This is a genomic window from Streptomyces dangxiongensis (assembly GCF_003675325.1).
GTDB classification, from domain to species: Bacteria; Actinomycetota; Actinomycetes; order Streptomycetales; family Streptomycetaceae; genus Streptomyces; species Streptomyces dangxiongensis.
Genome location: NZ_CP033073.1, coordinates 2,098,229 through 2,116,718, shown reverse-complemented (window position 1 = coordinate 2,116,718; position 18,490 = coordinate 2,098,229). Strand labels below are relative to the sequence as shown.

The 18,490-nt window shown below is 73.2% G+C and carries 16 protein-coding genes and 1 pseudogene; 11 read left to right on the top strand and 6 right to left on the bottom strand.

Going from position 1 to position 18,490, the window contains the following annotated elements:
* The first annotated feature begins 131 nt into the window (after positions 1 to 131).
* The 7 genes from D9753_RS09345 (at position 132) to D9753_RS09315 (ending at position 5,403) form a co-directional block, all read left to right on the top strand.
* On the top strand, positions 132 to 968 hold the full coding sequence (locus tag D9753_RS09345; RefSeq protein ID WP_121786587.1) for a helix-turn-helix domain-containing protein: 837 nt from the start codon (positions 132 to 134) through the stop codon (positions 966 to 968).
* A 91-nt stretch (positions 969 to 1,059) separates the two neighbouring features.
* Positions 1,060 to 2,532, top strand: a complete 1,473-nt coding sequence (rimO, locus tag D9753_RS09340; RefSeq protein WP_121786586.1) for a 30S ribosomal protein S12 methylthiotransferase RimO — start codon at positions 1,060 to 1,062, stop codon at positions 2,530 to 2,532.
* On the top strand, positions 2,529 to 3,299 hold the full coding sequence (gene pgsA, locus D9753_RS09335) for a CDP-diacylglycerol--glycerol-3-phosphate 3-phosphatidyltransferase (protein ID WP_121786585.1): 771 nt from the start codon (positions 2,529 to 2,531) through the stop codon (positions 3,297 to 3,299). Before rimO ends, pgsA begins: the two co-directional genes overlap by 4 nt.
* Positions 3,296 to 3,841 (top strand): CinA family protein, encoded by a 546-nt coding sequence (locus D9753_RS09330; RefSeq protein ID WP_121786584.1) that lies wholly within the window; start codon positions 3,296 to 3,298, stop codon positions 3,839 to 3,841. The genes pgsA and D9753_RS09330 overlap by 4 nt, the downstream gene beginning before the upstream one ends.
* A gap of 109 nt (positions 3,842 to 3,950) precedes the next feature.
* Positions 3,951 to 4,322, top strand: coding sequence for a helix-turn-helix domain-containing protein (locus D9753_RS09325; RefSeq protein WP_121786583.1), 372 nt, complete (start codon positions 3,951 to 3,953; stop codon positions 4,320 to 4,322).
* Between the two features lie 197 nt (positions 4,323 to 4,519).
* Positions 4,520 to 4,990 (top strand): Dps family protein, encoded by a 471-nt coding sequence (locus D9753_RS09320; RefSeq protein ID WP_121786582.1) that lies wholly within the window; start codon positions 4,520 to 4,522, stop codon positions 4,988 to 4,990.
* A 137-nt stretch (positions 4,991 to 5,127) separates the two neighbouring features.
* The gene (locus D9753_RS09315) at positions 5,128 to 5,403 is read left to right on the top strand and encodes a hypothetical protein (protein ID WP_121786581.1); all 276 of its coding nucleotides are present in this window, start codon (positions 5,128 to 5,130) and stop codon (positions 5,401 to 5,403) included.
* Between the two features lie 182 nt (positions 5,404 to 5,585).
* Here the strand turns inward: D9753_RS09315 and D9753_RS09310 are convergent.
* The 3 genes and pseudogenes from D9753_RS09310 to D9753_RS09295 form a co-directional block, all read right to left on the bottom strand.
* Positions 5,586 to 6,432: pseudogene (locus D9753_RS09310) on the bottom strand (DNA-formamidopyrimidine glycosylase family protein).
* Between the two features lie 267 nt (positions 6,433 to 6,699).
* A complete protein-coding gene (locus D9753_RS09300; protein ID WP_121786580.1) occupies positions 6,700 to 11,763 on the bottom strand; it encodes an ATP-dependent helicase in 5,064 nt (1,687 codons plus the stop codon).
* A 72-nt stretch (positions 11,764 to 11,835) separates the two neighbouring features.
* Complete coding sequence (locus tag D9753_RS09295) at positions 11,836 to 12,780, bottom strand: prenyltransferase/squalene oxidase repeat-containing protein (RefSeq protein ID WP_205614099.1); 945 nt, start codon at positions 12,778 to 12,780, stop codon at positions 11,836 to 11,838.
* A 79-nt stretch (positions 12,781 to 12,859) separates the two neighbouring features.
* Between D9753_RS09295 and D9753_RS09290 the strand changes: the two genes are divergently transcribed.
* The 4 genes from D9753_RS09290 to recX all read left to right on the top strand — a co-directional run bounded on the left by D9753_RS09290 (position 12,860) and on the right by recX (position 16,969).
* Entirely contained in the window at positions 12,860 to 13,054 is a 195-nt protein-coding gene (locus D9753_RS09290) for a DUF3046 domain-containing protein (RefSeq protein WP_121786578.1), read from the top strand.
* 277 nt (positions 13,055 to 13,331) lie between these two features.
* Positions 13,332 to 14,504 carry an AI-2E family transporter gene (locus D9753_RS09285; RefSeq protein ID WP_205614375.1) on the top strand — a complete coding sequence of 391 codons (1,173 nt, stop codon included), beginning with the start codon at positions 13,332 to 13,334 and terminating at the stop codon, positions 14,502 to 14,504.
* A 356-nt stretch (positions 14,505 to 14,860) separates the two neighbouring features.
* Positions 14,861 to 15,991, top strand: coding sequence for a recombinase RecA (gene recA / locus D9753_RS09280; RefSeq protein WP_121786577.1), 1,131 nt, complete (start codon positions 14,861 to 14,863; stop codon positions 15,989 to 15,991).
* 3 nt (positions 15,992 to 15,994) lie between these two features.
* On the top strand, positions 15,995 to 16,969 hold the full coding sequence (gene recX, locus D9753_RS09275; protein WP_121786576.1) for a recombination regulator RecX: 975 nt from the start codon (positions 15,995 to 15,997) through the stop codon (positions 16,967 to 16,969).
* A 316-nt stretch (positions 16,970 to 17,285) separates the two neighbouring features.
* Here the strand turns inward: recX and D9753_RS09270 are convergent, their stop codons facing one another.
* The 3 genes from D9753_RS09270 to D9753_RS38965 all read right to left on the bottom strand — a co-directional run bounded on the left by D9753_RS09270 (position 17,286) and on the right by D9753_RS38965 (position 18,412).
* On the bottom strand, positions 17,286 to 17,726 hold the full coding sequence (locus D9753_RS09270) for a rhodanese-like domain-containing protein (RefSeq protein ID WP_121786575.1): 441 nt from the start codon (positions 17,724 to 17,726) through the stop codon (positions 17,286 to 17,288).
* Positions 17,723 to 18,268: a cupin domain-containing protein gene (locus D9753_RS09265; RefSeq protein ID WP_205614098.1), complete on the bottom strand. Its 546-nt coding sequence runs from the start codon at positions 18,266 to 18,268 to the stop codon at positions 17,723 to 17,725. The genes D9753_RS09270 and D9753_RS09265 overlap by 4 nt, the downstream gene beginning before the upstream one ends.
* Before the next feature lie 72 nt (positions 18,269 to 18,340).
* Positions 18,341 to 18,412, bottom strand: coding sequence for a putative leader peptide (locus D9753_RS38965; protein ID WP_309544753.1), 72 nt, complete (start codon positions 18,410 to 18,412; stop codon positions 18,341 to 18,343).
* Between the last annotated feature and the right edge of the window lie 78 nt (positions 18,413 to 18,490).

The window sequence follows — 18,490 nt, the reverse complement described above, 5'->3', positions numbered from 1 at the left end:
CTGTCCAGCCCCCGGGGTTCCGGGCCGATCCGATGGCACAGAAAGTCGCGCCGCCCGGTTGCCCCACCCTTTCGCACTCCCCCTAGACTGAGCTTCCAGCACAGGTGGCTACACGCTCGAAAGGCGCCCCCGTGTCCCTCGGCAACTCCCCTGAAGACGAGCGTCCGATCCCCGACGAGTCCCAGGAGGCCCGGCCCTCCGTGGGCCGTGCCCTGCAGCAGGCGCGGATCGCGGCCGGGCTGACGGTGGACGACGTCAGCAGCGCCACCCGTGTCCGTATCGCCATCGTGCACGCCATCGAGTCGGACGACTTCGCCCTCTGTGGGGGCGACGTGTACGCCCGGGGGCACCTCCGCACGCTGGCCAGGGCCGTCCACCTCGATCCCGGCCCGCTGATCGCCCAGTACGACGCCGAGCACGGTGGCCGGCCGGCGCCCACACCCGCCGCACCGATGTTCGAGGCGGAGCGGATCCGGCCGGAGCGGCGCGGGCCGAACTGGACCGCGGCCATGGTCGCCGCGATCGTCGTGGTCATCGGCTTCGTCGGATTCACCGCCGTCAAGGGCGGCGACGGCGGCTCCCGGGAGCAGGTCGCGGAGGGCGCCACGCCCGCCGCCGGCAAGACCGCCTCCGCGACGCCGAAGAAGGCGAAGCCCGTCGCGCCGACCGGCGAGCCCTCCGACAGCGCCATCGCCGCCGCGCCCCAGGACAAGGTGACCGTCCAGGTCAGCGCGCCCAACGGGCGTAGCTGGATCTCGGCCAAGGACCACAACGGCCGGATGCTGTTCGACGGGCTGCTGCAGAAGGGCGAGTCCAAGACGTTCCAGGACAGCTCCAAGGTCAACCTGATCCTGGGCGACGCGGGCGCCATCGAGCTGTACGTCAACGGCAAGAAGATCGAGGACACCTTCAAGCCCGGCGCGGTGGAGCGCCTGACCTACACCAAGGGCGACCCGGTGGCCGGCTGACCGGCCCCGCGGCGCGGATGTGACGGAGTCGGCCGGGCTCGGCCAACCCCGTCGACGTGGGCTGTCATCGGGACGAAGTAGTCTTGAGCCCATGCCTGAACGCCGTACCGTCGCACTCGTCACTCTCGGCTGCGCTCGTAACGAAGTGGATTCCGAGGAGCTCGCAGGCCGTTTGGAGGCGGACGGCTGGCAGCTCGTCGAGGACGCCGCGGACGCCGACGTCGCCGTGGTCAACACCTGCGGCTTCGTGGAGGCCGCCAAGAAGGACTCCGTCGACGCCCTGCTGGAGGCCAACGACCTCAAGGACCACGGCAGAACGCAGGCCGTCGTCGCCGTGGGCTGCATGGCCGAGCGGTACGGCAAGGAGCTGGCCGAGGCGCTGCCCGAAGCCGACGGCGTCCTCGGCTTCGACGACTACGCGGACATCTCCGACCGCCTCCAGACCATCCTCTCCGGCGGCATCCACGCCGCCCACACTCCGCGCGACCGGCGCAAGCTCCTGCCGATCAGCCCCGCCGAGCGCCAGGAATCGGCCGCGGCGGTGGCGCTGCCCGGGCACGGCCCGGCCGACCTCCCCGAGGGTGTCGCGCCCGCCTCCGGCCCCCGCGCGCCGCTGCGCCGCCGGCTGGACGGCGCCCCCGTCGCCTCGGTGAAGCTCGCCTCGGGCTGCGACCGGCGCTGCTCGTTCTGCGCCATCCCCTCCTTCCGCGGCTCCTTCATCTCGCGCCGCCCCAGCGACGTCCTCAACGAGACCCGCTGGCTGGCCGAGCAGGGCGTGAAGGAGATCATGCTGGTCTCCGAGAACAACACCTCCTACGGCAAGGACCTCGGCGACATCCGCCTGCTGGAGTCCCTCCTGCCGGAGCTGGCCGAGGTCGACGGCATCGAGCGGGTGCGGGTGAGTTACCTGCAGCCGGCCGAGATGCGCCCGGGCCTGATCGACGTGCTGACCTCCACGCCGAGAGTCGTGCCCTATTTCGACCTGTCCTTCCAGCACTCCGCGCCCGACGTGCTGCGCGCCATGCGCCGCTTCGGCGACACCGACCGGTTCCTCGAGCTGCTCGACACCATCCGCGGCAAGGCACCCCAGGCCGGCGTGCGCTCCAACTTCATCGTCGGCTTCCCCGGCGAGACCGAGTCCGACCTGGCCGAACTGGAGCGCTTCCTGAACGGCGCCCGGCTGGACGCCATCGGCGTCTTCGGCTACTCCGACGAGGAGGGCACGGAAGCGGCGACGTACGGGAACAAGCTGGACGAGGACCTCGTCGCCGAGCGGCTGGCCCGGATCTCCCGGCTCGCCGAGGAGCTGGTGTCGCAGCGCGCCGAGGAGCGCGTCGGTGAGACCGTGCGCGTCCTGGTGGAGTCCGTCGCCGAGGAGGAGGGCGTCCGCGGCCGTGCCGAGCACCAGGCCCCGGAGACCGACGGCCAGGTCCTGCTCACGAGCGGCGCCGGTCTGAGTGTCGGACGTATGGTCGAGGCGAAGGTGGTCGGTACGGAAGGTGTCGACCTGGTCGCCGAGCCGCTGACCGGCTCGCTCGCGTGTAGTGAGGAGGCGGGCAGATGACCGGAGTCCCGGCATCCGCCGCGGGCGGCTCCCCCGGCGGGCAAGGTGCTCCGGGCACTGCCGCCGCTGCCGACGGCGTCACGTCCGAGGTCTCCGGTACTGCTTCGGGTCCGGCCACGGCCCCCGAGGGCGGCGGCAAGCCGGCCCGCGGCGGGAAGATCGCGGCCGCGGCCGTCAACCAGGCCAGCGTCTGGAACGTCGCCAATCTGCTGACGATGCTCCGGCTGCTCCTGGTGCCCGGCTTCGTGGCCCTGATGCTGGTGGACGGCGGCCACGACCCGGCCTGGCGCTCGCTGGCCTGGGCGTCCTTCGCCATCGCCATGATCACCGATCTGTTCGACGGGCATGTGGCGCGCACCTACGACCTGGTCACCGACTTCGGGAAGATCGCCGACCCCATCGCCGACAAGGCGATCATGGGGGCGGCGCTCGTCTGTCTGTCGGCCCTGGGCGATCTGCCGTGGTGGGTCACCGCCGTCATCCTCGGCCGGGAACTCGGCATCACGCTGCTGCGTTTCCTGGTCATCCGCTACGGCGTGATCCCCGCCAGCCGGGGTGGCAAGCTCAAGACGCTGACCCAGGGCGTGGCCGTCGGGATGTACGTCCTGCCGCTGACGGGGTGGCTGGCCTCCCTGAGGTTCTGGGTGATGGCCGCGGCGGTCGTCCTCACGGTCGCCACCGGCCTCGACTACGTAAGACAGGCCATTGTGCTGCGGCGGCAGGGAATCGCCGAGCGCGCGGCGGCGTTGGAGGAGAAGGAAGCGTGAGTTCCGGGGCCGCCGAACTGGTGCGACTACTGAGAGTGAGGGGTGAGACCCTCGCCGTCGCCGAGTCGCTGACCGGTGGCCTGGTAGCCGCGGAGATCACCGGCGTGCCCGGGGCGTCCCGGGTGTTCCGGGGCTCGGTCACCGCCTACGCCACCGAGCTGAAGCACCGGCTGCTGGGCGTGGACGCCACTCTGCTGGCTCAGCGCGGAGCGGTGGATCCGCAGGTCGCGGCCCAGATGGCGGCCGGAGTCCGGGAGGCGCTGGGAGCCGACTGGGGTATCGCGACCACCGGGGTCGCCGGCCCCGACCCGCAGGACGGCCAACCCGTCGGGACGGTGTTCGTCGCCGTCGACGGCCCTGCCACCGTCCGGACCGGTTCTGCCGGTGGCGGAAAAGTCCAGGGTCTGCGGTTGAACGGCAGCCGGGCGGAAATTCGTATGGAGAGTGTACGGAGCGTACTCGCAGTGCTTCTGGAGCGGCTTGCTGGCGAACAGACCGGGAATGAGCGGGCACAGGATACGGAACGGAACGGGGGGTTTTGATGTTTGCAGCCCTGAGTGAACACGACATCGCTCCCCGCACGGCCGCGGCGCGAGGCGGTACGGTGGGGCGAGAAGGATGCGGCTACGCGGTCCGAGGAGGGAGCCACCGATGATTCTGCTCCGTCGCCTGCTGGGTGACGTGCTGCGTCGGCAGCGCCAACGCCAGGGCCGTACTCTGCGCGAAGTCTCCTCGTCCGCCCGAGTCTCACTCGGCTATCTCTCCGAGGTGGAGCGGGGGCAGAAGGAGGCTTCCTCCGAGCTGCTCTCCGCCATCTGCGACGCGCTGGACGTACGGATGTCGGAACTCATGCGAGAAGTGAGCGACGAACTGGCGCTCGCCGAACTGGCCCAGTCCGCCGCGGCCGAACACGTGCCCGCGCCGGTCCGACCCATGCTGGGTTCCGTCTCGGTGACCGGCGTGCCACCGGAACGGGTGACCATCAAGGCGCCCGCGGAGGCCGTGGACGTGGTCGCCGCCTAGGGTGCGTGTACGCGTCCCGGCAACCCCGTACGAGTGAGGCCCCGGCCGGCTCTCCCCAGTGACCCCTGGGAAGCCGGCCGGGGCTTCCGCGTTGCCCCGGCGCTCCGCGGGGTCCCGGTCCGTCGTCCGTTTGCCGGAGTCGGGCGGTGCGGTCATCGTGGAGGGACGTGACGGGGCCGAATCACCGGAGGAAGCGGATGTACGTCGTGAAGAGCCCGTTGGCCGACGCGGACCTGAAGACCGTGTCCGAGGCGCTCCAGGGCGCCCTCGTCGACCTGGTGGACCTCTCCCTGGTCGCCAAGCAGGTCCACTGGAACGTCGTCGGGCCCCGCTTCCGCTCCGTCCACCTCCAGCTCGACGAGGTGGTCGGCTCCGCCCGCACCCACTCCGACACCGTGGCCGAGCGGGCCTCGGCGCTGGGCGTCCCGCCCGACGGGCGCGCCGCCTCGGTGGCCTCCGGGAGCGGCATCGCCACCGCTCCGGCGGGATGGATCAAGGACACGGACGCGGTCGGCACGATGGTGGACGCGCTCGGCGCGGTGATCGTCCGCATGCGGGAGCGGATGAACGCGACCGGCGAGGCGGACCCGGTGTCCCAGGACATCTTCATCGGCATCATCGCCGACCTGGAGAAGCACCACTGGATGTTCCAGGCGGAGCACGCGTAGCGGCTCGCCGGAGGACGGCGGCCCGGTGCCGCGCCGTCCGTGAAGCGAGCGGTCCGGCGTTGCTTCGGTGAGCCCGTGGTGCGCCTCCCGAGCGGGACGGGCGACGGTCTAGCGTCCGGCTGGAGGTGGTGGCGGGCATGGTGGGTCGCACAGTGCGCTACGGGATGGCGCTCGGATGCGGCGCGGCCTGGTGGTGGGCCGTGCTGCGGCTCGCCTCGGGCGAGGGTCCGGGCGTGCTGGAAGGCGCCGTCGTGGCGGGCGGCTGGGGGCTGAGCGTGCTGCCCGTGCACTGTGTGCCGAAGCGGCGCGCGACCGGGGCCGTGCCCGCCGGCCGCTGGGAGGCCGCCTGGCGGGCGGGCGACCTCACCACGGCGCCGCCCCCGCCTCCGGGGGAAGCGTCCGACTCCTCGTGAACGCCGACGCGTCCGGCACCGGGATCTCTGGTCTCCGACGGCGTCGGTTCGTGGGAGACCTGCGGGGGGGCGTGAGGGTGCTGGGGCGCGGGGGTGGCGGGGCGTGCGAGTGCCGCGGAGCTGGGGTGCGGGGGTGCCGGGGGGCGAGGCGCGGGGGTGGTGGGTGCCGGGGTGGCGGGCGGTCAGTCGGTGCGGCGGGGGTACTTCTCGCGCCAGCGTTGTGGTGAGCCCGGTGCGGGAGCGGGGCCCCGCTGGCAGGTGGGGCACCAGTAGGTGGGCCGCTCCTGGGAGCCGTCGCCCTGGTCGGCCACTCGCACGGGGGGTGTGGCAGCGCAGGCACGGGCGGGATGCGCGGCCGTAGACGAACAGGTCCTGCCGGTGCAGGCCGGTCGTCTGCCGCACCGGGCGGTCGCGGTTCGCCTCCAGCAGCTTCTTGGCCAGGACCGGCAGCTTCTCGGCGCGGTCCGCGGTGAGTGCGCCGGCCGGCAGCCAGGGTGTCACACCGAGCAGGAAGCACAGCTCGCTCTTGTACACGTTGCCGATGCCCGCCAGGTTGCGCTGGTCGAGCAGGGCCTCGCCGAGCTGACGGGCAGGGTCCGAGAGGAGGTTGGCCAGGGCGCGCTCGGGGTTCCAGTCCGGGCCGAGCAGGTCGGGGCCGAGGTGGCCGACGACCCGCTCCTCCTCGGTCGTGTGCAGGAGCTCCAGGACCGGAAGGCGATAGCCGACGGCCGCGCGCTCGGCGGTCGTGAGGATCACGCGGATCTGGTGCGCCGGTCCGCCCCGCCAGCGCTCGCCCGTGCCGAACACCTTCCACGCTCCCTCCATGCGCAGATGGGTGTGCAGGGTCAGACCGCCCTCGAACCGGGTGAGGAGGTGCTTGCCGCGCGGGATCGTGCTCAGCACCGTGCGGCCGGCCAGGTCGACCGTCGCGTACTTCGGCACCCGGAAGTCGCTGCGGGTCAGCGCTTGGCCCGCGAGGGCCTCGTGCAGCCGTCGCGCGGCCTGCCAGACCGTGTCACCTTCGGGCATGCGTCAAGAGTGCCATGCGCTCGGTACTGCCACGGTGGGGTGGCAGGGACGGCGTCGGGCCCGGGGTCCGTGGGGTGGAAGGGGACGATTCGGGTCCGGCGTCCGTGGGGCGGGAGGGGGCATGCCGGTCGCTGTGGTGCGGTGCGGTGCGGTGCGGTGCGGTGCGGTGCGGTGCGGTGCGGTGCGGTGCGGTGCGGTGCGGTGGAGTGGGTTCGAGGGCGTGGGGGCGGTCATCGCGGCGCGGTGGGCGCGGAAGCGCGGTTCCGGTCATGCGCGCAGGCGCAGGCCGCGCGGTGTCGCCACGAATCCCGCCGCCTCCAGGAGGGCACCCACGGGCGAGGTCAGGGCCTGGGCGCCGTTGATCCGCTCGACCGTGACCGTGCCGAGCGAGCCCGCGCGGGCCGCCGCGGCCAGCGCCTCGGCGGCCGTACGGAGGCGGGGGTCGTCCGGGGCGTCGGTGTCCGGACCGGCGGGCCAGGCCAGCAGGGTCTTGCCGCCGCGCTCCATGTACAGCGTCAGCTCGCCCTCCACCAGGACGACCAGCGCGCCCGCCTTGCGGCCCGGCTTGTGCCCGGCTCCGGACGGCGGCTCCGGCCAGGGCAGAGCGGCGCCGTAGGCATTCGCGGGGTCGGCCGCGGCGAGGACCACGGCGCGGGGGTCGGCTGTCGGGGTGCCCGTACGGCCGCTGCTCTGGTTCCGGTGCGCGGCCGGGCCGAAGGGAGCGGAACCGTGGGAGCGGGAGCCACCGGGGGCGCCGGAGGCGTAAGGGGAGGGGCCACCTCCGCGGGGGCCGCCGTAGCCGGGGGAGGCGAAGGGGTCGGCGAGGTCACGGGGGGCGTGGTCGCCGTCGGTCCGGCGGTCCTCCGGCGGCCACGTGAAGTCGCCGTCCAGGCCGGGGTGGGCGAGACCGCCGTCGGCCCCGTCGAAGGCGCCGGGGTGTGTGTGGCCGTGCCGGGTGCCGCCGGCTGTGCCGAAGGGCGCGTCGAACGGGGCGTCGAACGGGTTCGGGAAGCCCGGGTCGGCGAAGCCGTTCGCGCCGCCCGGGGCACCGAAGCCGCCGTGACGGGCCGGCACGGGCAGGCCCTGCGACCGCTCGCGTGCGTTCGCCACCGCACGCAGACGGTCCACCGCGCCGTCCATCGCGAACTGGGCCGCGCCCAGCCCCTCGACCACGTAACCACGCCGGGCCTGGCCGCTCTCCTCGAACACGGACAGCACCCGGTACACCGCCGAGAAGCCGCCCTCCACCCCCTCCGCGGCGACCGCGCCGCGGGTGACCACGCCGTGCCGGTCCAGGAGCGTGCGGGCCAGCGCGTGCGCGCGCACGGTGGCGTCCGGCTCGGCCGTCGGCAGCAGCGACCAGCGGCCGGCGACGGTCGGCGGGCCGGTACGGGAGGCGGTGCGCGCCGCGGCGGTCAGGGAGCCGTACCGGCCGCGCGGGACGCTGCGCTTGGCGCGGTGCGCCGTCGAGCCCGCGGTACGGCCCGAGCCCAGTAGGGAACGCATCGGGGTCAGCGTGTCGTTGGTGAGCCGGCCCGACCACGCCAGGTCCCACAGCACGTCGGCCAGTTGCGGGTCGGTGGCCTCGGGGTGGGTGGTGGCCCGGACCTGGTCGGCGATCTGCCGGAAGAACAGGCCGTAGCCGCCGGAGAGGGCGTCGAGGACGGACTGATGGAGCGCGGTCAGCTCCAGCGGGTGCGGTGACGGCAGCAGCAGCGGTGCCGCGTCGGCCAGGTAGAGGGAGACCCAGCCGTCCTTGCCGGGCAGGGCGCCCGCTCCGGCCCACACCACCTCGCCCGCGGCGGTCAGCTCGTCGAGCATCGAGGGCGTGTACGCGGCCACGCGGGAGGGCAGGACCAGCTTCTCCAGGGCGGAGGCGGGCACCGAGGCACCCTGCAACTGCTCCACCGCGCGCACCAGTCCGTCGAGGCCCCGCAGCCCGTGGCCCTTGCCTATGTGCTGCCACTGCGGCAGGAACTGCGCGAGCGCGGGCGGCGGCACGGGTTCCAGCTCGTGGCGCAGGGCCGCCAGGGAGCGGCGGCGCAGGCGGCGCAGTACGGCCGCGTCGCACCACTCCTGGCCGATGCCCGCCGGGTGGAACTCGCCCTGCACGACCCGGCCGTTGGCGGCGAGCCGTTGCAGGGCGCCCTCCGTGACCGCGACGCCCAGGCCGAAGCGGGCCGCCGCCGTGGCCGACGTGAACGGGCCGTGCGTACGGGCGTACCGCGCGAGGAGGTCGCCCAGCGGGTCCTTGACCGGCTCCGTGAAGGCCTCGGGGACACCGACCGGCAGCGCCGTGCCGAGCGCGTCACGCAGCCGGCCCGCGTCCTCCACGGTCGCCCAGTGCTCGGCGCCCGCGATCCGCACCCGGATGGTCCGGCGTGCGCCGGCCAGCTCCCGCGCCCACTGCGGGTCCGCGCCCCGTGCGACCAGTTCGGCGTCGGTCAGCGGGCCGAGCAGACGCAGTATGTCGGCGACCCCCTCGACATCCTTGACCCGGCGGTCCTCCGTGAGCCACTGGAGTTCGCGCTCCAGCTCGGTCAGCACCTCCGCGTCGAGCAGTTCGCGCAGCTCCGCCTGGCCCAGCAGCTCGGCCAGCAGCCGTGAGTCCAGGGACAGCGCGGCGGCGCGGCGCTCGGCCAGCGGGGAGTCGCCCTCGTACAGGAACTGGGCGACGTAACCGAACAGCAGGGAGCGGGCGAACGGGGACGGCTCCGGGGTGGTGACCTCGACCAGGCGCACCCTGCGGGACTCCAGGTCGCCCATCAGCTCGACCAGTCCGGGAACGTCGAAGACGTCCTGGAGGCATTCGCGGATCGCTTCCAGGACGATCGGGAACGACCCGAACTCGCTCGCCACCTGGAGCAACTGGGCCGCCCGCTGGCGCTGCTGCCACAGCGGGGTGCGCTTGCCCGGGGTGCGGCGCGGCAGCAGCAGCGCGCGGGCGGCGCACTCGCGGAACCGGGACGCGAACAGCGCCGAGCCGCCGACCTGGTCGGTGACGATCTGGTCGACCTCGCCCTTGTCGAAGGCCACGTCCGCCGCGCCGACCGGGGCCTGGTCGCCGTCGTACTCGGTGCCGGCCTTCACCGGCTCGTGGTCGAGCAGGTCCAGGCCCATCAGGTCGGCGTCGGGCAGGCGCAGCACGATGCCGTCGTCGGCGTGCATGACCTGCGCGTCCATGCCGTACCGCTCGGACAGGCGGGCGCCCAGGGCGAGCGCCCAGGGGGCGTGCACCTGGGCGCCGAACGGCGAGTGCACGACGACCCGCCAGTCGCCCAGCTCGTCCCGGAACCGTTCCACGACGATCGTGCGGTCGTCCGGGACATGGCCGCAGGCCTCGCGCTGCTCGTCCAGGTACGACAGCACGTTGTCCGCCGCCCAGGCGTCCAGACCCGCGGTGAGCAGGCGCAGCCGGGCGTCGTCCTTGGACAGCGCGCCGATCTCGCGCAGGAACGCGCCGACCGCGCGGCCCAGTTCGAGCGGGCGGCCGAGCTGGTCGCCCTTCCAGAAGGGCAGCCGGCCCGGCACGCCCGGCGCGGGGGAGACCAGCACGCGGTCGCGCGTGATGTCCTCGATGCGCCAGGAACTCGTGCCCAGCGTGAAGACATCGCCCACCCGGGACTCGTAGACCATCTCCTCGTCCAGCTCGCCGACCCGGCCGCCGCCTTTCTTGGGGTCGGAACCGGCGAGGAAGACCCCGAACAGGCCACGGTCCGGGATCGTGCCGCCGGAGGTGACGGCGAGGCGCTGGGCGCCGGGCCGGCCGGTGACCGTGCCGGCCACCCGGTCCCACACCACGCGCGGGCGCAGCTCGGCGAACGCGTCCGACGGGTAGCGGCCGGCGAGCATGTCGAGCGTCGCCGTGAACGCCGACTCGGGGAGCGAGGCGAACGGAGCGGCGCGGCGGACCACGGCGAGCAGGTCGTCGAACTGCCAGGTGTCCAGCGCCGTCATGGCGACTACCTGCTGCGCGAGCACGTCCAGCGGGTTCGCGGGCACTTTCAGGGACTCGATGGCGCCCGTGCGCATCCGTTCGGTGACCACGGCCGCCTGGACGAGGTCGCCCCGGTACTTCGGGAAGACCACACCGGTGGAGACGGCGCCGACCTGGTGTCCCGCGCGGCCCACGCGCTGGAGCCCCGAGGCGACGGAGGGCGGGGACTCGACCTGCACGACGAGGTCCACGGCGCCCATGTCGATGCCCAGCTCCAGGCTGGACGTGGCGACCACCGCGGGCAGCCGGCCCGCCTTCAGGTCCTCCTCCACCACGGCGCGCTGCTCCTTGGAGACCGAGCCGTGGTGCGCGCGGGCGATCACCGGGGGCGCGCCCTGGGCCGCGCCCGAGCCGCCCATCAACTGGGCGGGGGAGTGGTGCTCTTCCAGGGGTTCGCCGGTGGCGCGCTCGTACGCGATCTCGTTGAGCCGGTTGCACAGCCGCTCCGCCAGCCGGCGGGAGTTGGCGAAGACGATCGTGGAGCGGTGGGACTGGACGAGGTCGGCAATGCGCTCCTCCACCTGCGGCCAGATCGACGGCCGCTCCCCGCCCCCGGCCGCGTCGGTCGCCGGGGAGCCGCCCAGCTCGCCCATGTCCTCGACCGGGACGACCACGGACAGGTCGAACTCCTTGCCGGACTCCGGCTGGACGATCTCCGCCTTGCGCCGCGGCGACAGATAACGGGCCACCTCGTCCACCGGGCGCACGGTCGCCGACAGGCCGATCCGGCGGGCGGGCCTCGGCAGCAGCTCGTCCAGCCGCTCCAGGGAGAGCGCGAGGTGCGCGCCGCGCTTGGTGCCCGCGACCGCGTGCACCTCGTCGAGGATCACCGTCTCGACGCCGGCCAGTGCGTCGCGCGCAGCCGACGTCAGCATCAGGAACAGCGACTCGGGGGTGGTGATGAGAATGTCCGGCGGGCGCGTGGACAGCGCGCGGCGCTCGGCGGCGGGGGTGTCGCCGGAGCGGATGCCGACGCGGATCTCGGGCTCCGGCCGGCCCAGGCGCACGGACTCCTGGCGGATGCCGGTCAGCGGGCTGCGCAGATTGCGCTCGACGTCGACCGCGAGGGCTTTCAGCGGGGACACGTACAACACCCGGCAGCGCTTCTTCGGGTCGGCCGGGGGCGGGGCCGACGCCAACTGGTCCAGGGCGGCGAGGAACGCGGCCAGCGTCTTGCCCGAGCCCGTCGGGGCGACGACCAGCACGTCCGAGCCCTCCCGGATGGCCTGCCACGCACCGGCCTGGGCCGCGGTGGGCGCGGAGAAGGCCCCCGTGAACCAACCGCGGGTCGCGGGGGAGAAGCCGTCCAGGGCTCGGTGTGCGGAGCTGACCATGCGTCCATCCTGCACCCGCCCACTGACAATCGCCCTGACCTGGGCAAACCGGGTGAGCGGGCGCCGGTCCGGTCAGCCCACGAAGCGGCCGTGCGCCCGCAGCGTGCGCAGTGCCTCGATCGTCACCAGGGGGCGTGCCTCCAGCGCGGGGGCCGGGGCCCACCGGCGCCAGCGTACGGGCCAGCCGCCGTCCTCCTGCTGCTCGGCGGCCAGGTGGTCCAGCGAGCGGGCCATCTCGTCATCCGTGAACCACGCGCGCGCGAGCGAGTCCGGGCTGCGGGCGAAGTCGTGCGGGAAGTGGTGCTCGCCCGGGGCGTAGCCGGGCGCGACCGGGAACGCGTCGAGAAGGCCGGGGTCCAGCGCCGCGAGCCGCTGCTTCCGCACCAGGCGGCCCAGCCGGTCGGCGGCGGCCTGCGCACGCGGGCGGTCGGCAGCGGAGTCCAGGAAGATCACGGCGGCCTCCACCTCGTACGGATGGGACTCCTCCAGGGACTCCACGGCCTGCCAGCAGAAGTCGGTGGCCCGGAACAGCCACGCGTGCCACACCGCGTTGCGGTGCAGCACGCCGACCACCGGTCCGGTGGCCAGCAGGTCGCCGGGCGGGTCGTCGACGACCGGGACGAACGGCGCCGTCGGATATCCGCGCTGGCCGGGGTGCCCAGCCGGCAGCGCGCCGTCCGGAGTGGAGACGGAGGTCAGATAGCGGCACACGCGCTCCACCCGCTGTCCGCCGCACCGGCCGATGGCGTCCAGCACCCGCAGGGCGTGCGCGGTGTGCAGGGGCTGGCTGACCGGTCCGCGCAGATCGGGCTCCAGCGCGTGCCCGTACCCGCCGTCCTCGTTGCGGTAGGCGTCCAGCGCCCTCTCGACCGCGTCCGGGGTGCCGTGCAGGAAGTGGTGGGCGAAGAGGCGCTGCTCCAGCACGCGCGCGGTGAGCCACACGAACTGCTCGGCGCGGAAGAGCGGGGATCGCGCCGGGGGCGTGGAGGGGAGCGGGGAGACTCCTGTTTCGGACATGGGTCAGACCGTAGGACGGAAAGCGGTCTCGGAAAGCACTCCGGGCCAGGCCCACACTCAGGGGCGGGATACTGGAGTCATGCGGTTGACGGTCTTCTGGCAGCGGATGGCGGAACACTTCGGTACGGAGTACGCCGACACCTTCGCGCGTGATCACGTCATGTCGGAACTGGGCGGACGCACGGTGAAACAGGCGCTGGACGCCGGCTGGGAGGCCAAGGACGTGTGGCGCGTGGTCTGCGCGGTCATGAGCGTGCCCGGTGAGCGACGCTGAAGGACGCTGACCGGCCGGCCGGAATGCGCTGGTTGCGGGGATTGAGACCGGTGCGGGAACCGGCGGTACGGCACTGATCCGTCACGAAGGCCGCCCGCGGGCACCGGCTGTCGGCCGCGTGGGTGAGACTTGGCCCGTGGCACCGACTGACAAGGACTCCCTGGCACCGCCCGCGGACGGCGACGACCCGTCCGCGCCGTCCGACCGGCACGCGGCACCGGCGACGACACCATCCGGCCTGGCCGCGGCCCCCGGGGCCGTCGATCCGGTCGGCCGGATGCCGCGCTGGCTGCCGCGCGCCATGGTGCTCGCGCTCGCGCTGATCGCCGCGTTCCAGCTAGGCAGCTGGGCCTTCCACCAGCTGACCGCACTGTTGATCAACATCTTGATCGCGTTCTTCCTCGCCCTCGCGATCGAGCCGGCGGTGAGCCGGATGGCGGCCGGCGGGATGCGCAGGGGGCTCGCCACCTTCCTGGTCTTCCTCGGGCTGACCGTCATCGCCGCCGGTTTCGTCACCCTGCTCGGGTCGATGCTGGCCGGTCAGATCATCAAGATGATCGAGGGTTTCCCGGACTATCTCGACTCGCTCATCAACTGGATCAACCACACCTTCCACACGGAACTCAGACGGGTGGACGTCCAGGAGGGCCTGCTCCACTCCGACTGGCTGCGCAAGTACGCGCAGAACAGCGCGGCCGGTGTCCTCGACGTGTCCGCCCAGGTCCTCGGCGGCCTCTTCCGGATGCTGACGATCGGGCTGTTCTCGTTCTACTTCGCCGCGGACGGCCCCCGGCTGCGCCGCGCCCTGTGCTCCGTCCTGCCGCCCGCCCGCCAGGCCGAGGTGCTGCGCGCCTGGGAGATCGCCGTCGACAAGACGGGCGGCTATCTCTACTCGCGCGGCCTCATGGCACTCATCTCCGGGGTCGCGCACTACATCCTGCTCGAGTCCCTGGGCGTGCCGTACGCGCCCGTGCTCGGTGTCTGGGTCGGCCTGGTCTCGCAGTTCATCCCCACCATCGGGACGTACCTGGCGGGCGCGCTGCCGATGCTGATCGCGTTCGCCGTCAACCCCTGGTACGCGGTGTGGGTGCTGGTCTTCGTCGTGGTCTACCAGCAGTTCGAGAACTACATGCTCCAGCCCAAGCTGACCGCCAAGACGGTGGACATCCACCCGGCGGTCGCCTTCGGCTCGGTCATCGCGGGCACCGCGCTGCTCGGCGCGGTGGGCGCGCTGATCGCCATCCCCGCGGTGGCCACGCTCCAGGCGTTCCTCGGGGCGTACGTGAAGCGGTACGCCGTCACGGACGACCCCCGGGTGCACGGGCACCGAAGCCGGGGCCGGGGGCGGCCGGGCGGTCCGGGAACGCTCACGCGCGTCCGACGGCTGTGGTCCGGCCTCTCCGGTCGTTCCGGGCGTTCCGGGCGTTCCGACGGGCAGGACCGGCCCTAGAGCCGGAGCGGTGACCGCGGCGGACCGCCGCGGTCACTCGGCCGCAGGGGGCACTTGTCCCCATGGCCCCGCGGATTGCTCGGCCCCGCGGATCGCTCGGCCGCGGCGAGCGTCGCCCAAGCCACTCGCCCCCCGCGGGAGCCCCGCCCCGCCTGCGTGGTGCGCTTGACACGAAAATCGAACATCCATTCATATGGAAGCTCAGGCGAGGCTTTCGGAGGGGCGTTACGTCCCGGTTCGAGGGCAGATGCCCCTCGGTTATCCACAGGCTGGTCCTGCGTCGGGGCGCATTGTCAGTGGCAGGCGTTAGCGTCTTTGACGTGAAGCGATCGACTCAAGCAAACCGGGTGGAACCCATGGCAGGAACCGACCGCGAGAAGGCGCTCGACGCCGCGCTCGCACAGATTGAACGGCAATTCGGCAAGGGCGCGGTCATGCGCATGGGCGATCGGTCGAAGGAGCCCATCGAGGTCATCCCGACCGGGTCGACCGCGCTCGACGTCGCGCTCGGCGTCGGCGGCCTGCCGCGCGGCCGCGTCATCGAGGTCTACGGACCGGAGTCCTCCGGTAAGACGACCCTGACCCTGCACGCGGTGGCGAACGCCCAGAAGGCCGGCGGCCAGGTCGCGTTCGTGGACGCGGAGCACGCCCTCGACCCCGAGTACGCGCAGAAGCTCGGCGTCGACATCGACAACCTGATCCTGTCCCAGCCGGACAACGGCGAGCAGGCCCTGGAGATCGTGGACATGCTCGTCCGCTCCGGCGCCCTCGACCTGATCGTCATCGACTCCGTCGCGGCGCTCGTACCGCGCGCGGAGATCGAGGGTGAGATGGGCGACAGCCACGTCGGCCTCCAGGCCCGGCTGATGAGCCAGGCCCTGCGGAAGATCACGAGCGCGCTCAACCAGTCCAAGACCACCGCGATCTTCATCAACCAGCTCCGCGAGAAGATCGGTGTGATGTTCGGCTCCCCGGAGACCACGACCGGTGGCCGGGCGCTGAAGTTCTACGCCTCGGTACGGCTCGACATCCGGCGTATCGAGACGCTGAAGGACGGCACCGACGCGGTGGGCAACCGCACCCGCGTCAAGGTGGTCAAGAACAAGGTCGCGCCGCCCTTCAAGCAGGCCGAGTTCGACATCCTCTACGGCCACGGCATCAGCCGCGAGGGCGGTCTGATCGACATGGGCGTGGAGCACGGCTTCGTGCGCAAGGCCGGCGCCTGGTACACGTACGAGGGCGACCAGCTCGGCCAGGGCAAGGAGAACGCGCGCAACTTCCTGAAGGACAACCCCGATCTGGCCAACGAGATCGAGAAGAAGATCAAGGAGAAGCTGGGCGTGGGCGTCCGGCCGGAGAAGCCCGCCGTGGAGCCGGGTGCGGACGCGGCGGTCACCACCACTGCGGTGGCCGACGACGCCAAGTCGGTGCCCGCCCCGGCAGCCGCCAAGGCCGCCAAGCCCAAGGCCGCCGCAGCCAAGAGCTGACCCGTGACACGACGAACCGACTGGGCCGAGTACGAGTACGCCTTCCCCGGTGCCCCACGGGGGAGGGGCACCGGGGGCCGGCCGGGCTCCGCCGCGGACGGTGAAGACGGACATCGGCACGGCGGACCCCGGGACGACGGACACGGGGACGACGGGTACGCGGACGGTGGCTACGGCGAGTCCGGGCGGCGTGGCGCGTACAGCGAGTACGGCGGGCGCGACGCGTGCGGCGGGTCCGACGCGTACGGTTCCGACGGCGGACACGGGGGTGACGGCGGTGGCCGGCCGGAGGCCGTGGACGGCGGTCCGCGCAGGGCCGGCTCGCCCGGCCGCGGCTCCGGTGCCGGCGGCCCGCGCGGTGACGGCCCGCGGGGTGGTGGCCGCAGGCGTGGCCGGCGGCGCGGTTTCGGGGACGCGCCCGGTGAGGACGAAGACGCCCTTCCCTCGTCGAGGGCCGAGCGGGGGGAGTCTTCAGGGGACCCGGCCGAGCGGGCCCGGGCGATCTGCCTGCGCCTGCTCACCGGGACCCCGCGCACCCGCAAGCAACTCGCGGACGCCTTGCGCAAGCGGGAGATCCCCGACGACGTCGCCGACGAGGTGCTGTCCCGGTTCGAGGAGGTCGGACTCATCGACGACGGCGCCTTCGCGGACGCCTGGGTGGAGTCCCGGCACCACGGCCGGGGGCTCGCCGGCCGCGCACTCGCCCGGGAGCTGCGCACCAAGGGAGTCGACTCATCGCTGATCGACGAGGCCGTCTCTCAGCTCGACTCCGAGCAGGAGGAGGCGACCGCCCGCGAACTCGTCGCCCGCAAACTGCACGCCACCCGCGGCCTCGACCGGGACAAACGGCTCCGGCGCCTCGCCGGCATGCTCGCCCGCAAGGGCTACTCCGAGGGCCTGGCCCTCCGCATCGTCCGCCAGGCCCTGGAGGAAGAGGGCGAGGACACGGAGTTCCTCGAGGGCGGGGACCTCTTCTGACGCGGCCCTCGGGGGCCGGCCGGCGTGAACCGGCGTCGCGGTGGGACTAGCCCCCGCCGAGGACGCCGGGCCACCGCAGTGCTCTCCCGCCCCCGCACCGGCGAATCTGTACGCGCGCGCAGCGCACGTCACCGCCGATGCGTACAGTCGAGTTCCGGGACGCGGTTGCCGCCCGCACCCGGCTGGTCAGCATGGGCGGCGCCGAGTAGCGGCGCACAGCCGCGGCTCTCGGGGCGGTGCCGCGGTGGACCCCCGCCCGGTGCGCGGGGTCCACCGCTCCGCGTGACACACGGCTGACGCGTGGCTGGCGCGTGGCTCAGGACCGCGCCGGCTCCACCGGCAGTCCCTCCGCGCGCCAGGCCTGGAAGCCGCCCACCAGGTCCGTCGCCCGGCGCAGGCCCAGTTGATGCAGGGACGCGGCGGCGAGGCTGGAGGCATAACCCTCGTTGCACACGACGACGACCCGTACGTCGTGCCCCGTGGCCTGCGGGACACGGTGGCTGCCCTGCGGGTCGAGGCGCCATTCGAGTTCGTTGCGCTCGACGACGAGGGCACCCGGGATCAGCCCGTCGCGCTCCCGCAGGGCCGCGTACCGGATGTCGACCAACAGCGCCTCACCGGTCTGAGCCGCCTCGTACGCCTCACGTGCCTCGATGCGCCGGTAGCCCGCCCGCACGCGGTCCAGAAGACCGTCGATGCCCAGCGGCGGTCCGCCCGGCACGTTCGCCGCCTGCCGCCGCTCGACGGTGCCGCTCACTGCCAGTCCTCCGGGCGTTCGACCTGCTCCAGGCGCAGCACCTGGCCGGTGCGACTGTAACGACGGATCCGGGGCAGCGGCGGGTAGTAGGCGTGGACGGAGATCGCGTGTCGGTCGCCCGACTCGTTGAGCACCTCGTGCACATGGTGGCGGCCGAAGGCGCGTCCCTTGCCGGCGGACAGCCGCCGGGTCCGGTCCACGTCCTCGGTGAGTTCCAGGGTCTTCCAGCCGTCGGTGGGCAGCCGGGCGGCGAGGGAGTGTTCCGTGAGGTCGCCGGCGGCGGTGAGGAACGCGCCGACCGAGTCGGCGTGGTCGTGCCAGCCGGTGCCGGTGCCCGGCGGCCAGCCGATCAGCCAGGCCTCGCTGCCGCCGGGCCCCGCCAGCCGCACCCAGGTACGGCCCTCGGGGTCGAGCGGCAGGGAGGCGATCAGTTCCGCGTCGGCGGCCGTGCGCCGGACGAAGTCGAGGAGGTCGGCCTGGGTGGGTGCCGTCCCGACGACAGGGGGCGCGGCAGCGGGCAGGGAGGGGGAGGGGACAGACACGTGCACCGTCCTGGAGCAGGTTCGCGGACACGGGCGCGCGACGGCGCCCGGAAAGGGGGGAGAAACGCGAATTCAGCAGGACGGGCGACACACGCAGCCCGCATAGCGGACGAGGTCCATATGGACCCTCCGCCACAGGCGCACACAGGTGTCGGTCACGATCCGGAGTACAGCACGCCACCACACTCCGGTCAACCGACAGTCACCCTGTGGACGGGGGGT

What these genes read in the sequence shown, in the direction of transcription:
- rimO (WP_121786586.1), top strand. Translation starts at nt 1,060, where the DNA reads ATGCCTGAACGCCGTACCGTCGCACTCGTCACTCTCGGCTGCGCTCGT.
- pgsA (WP_121786585.1), top strand. Translation starts at nt 2,529, where the DNA reads ATGACCGGAGTCCCGGCATCCGCCGCGGGCGGCTCCCCCGGCGGGCAA.
- D9753_RS09325 (WP_121786583.1), top strand. Translation starts at nt 3,951, where the DNA reads ATGATTCTGCTCCGTCGCCTGCTGGGTGACGTGCTGCGTCGGCAGCGC.
- D9753_RS09320 (WP_121786582.1), top strand. Translation starts at nt 4,520, where the DNA reads ATGTACGTCGTGAAGAGCCCGTTGGCCGACGCGGACCTGAAGACCGTG.
- D9753_RS09315 (WP_121786581.1), top strand. Translation starts at nt 5,128, where the DNA reads ATGGTGGGTCGCACAGTGCGCTACGGGATGGCGCTCGGATGCGGCGCG.
- D9753_RS09300 (WP_121786580.1), bottom strand. Translation starts at nt 11,763, where the DNA reads ATGGTCAGCTCCGCACACCGAGCCCTGGACGGCTTCTCCCCCGCGACC.
- D9753_RS09295 (WP_205614099.1), bottom strand. Translation starts at nt 12,780, where the DNA reads ATGTCCGAAACAGGAGTCTCCCCGCTCCCCTCCACGCCCCCGGCGCGA.
- D9753_RS09290 (WP_121786578.1), top strand. Translation starts at nt 12,860, where the DNA reads ATGCGGTTGACGGTCTTCTGGCAGCGGATGGCGGAACACTTCGGTACG.
- D9753_RS09285 (WP_205614375.1), top strand. Translation starts at nt 13,332, where the DNA reads ATGCCGCGCTGGCTGCCGCGCGCCATGGTGCTCGCGCTCGCGCTGATC.
- recA (WP_121786577.1), top strand. Translation starts at nt 14,861, where the DNA reads ATGGCAGGAACCGACCGCGAGAAGGCGCTCGACGCCGCGCTCGCACAG.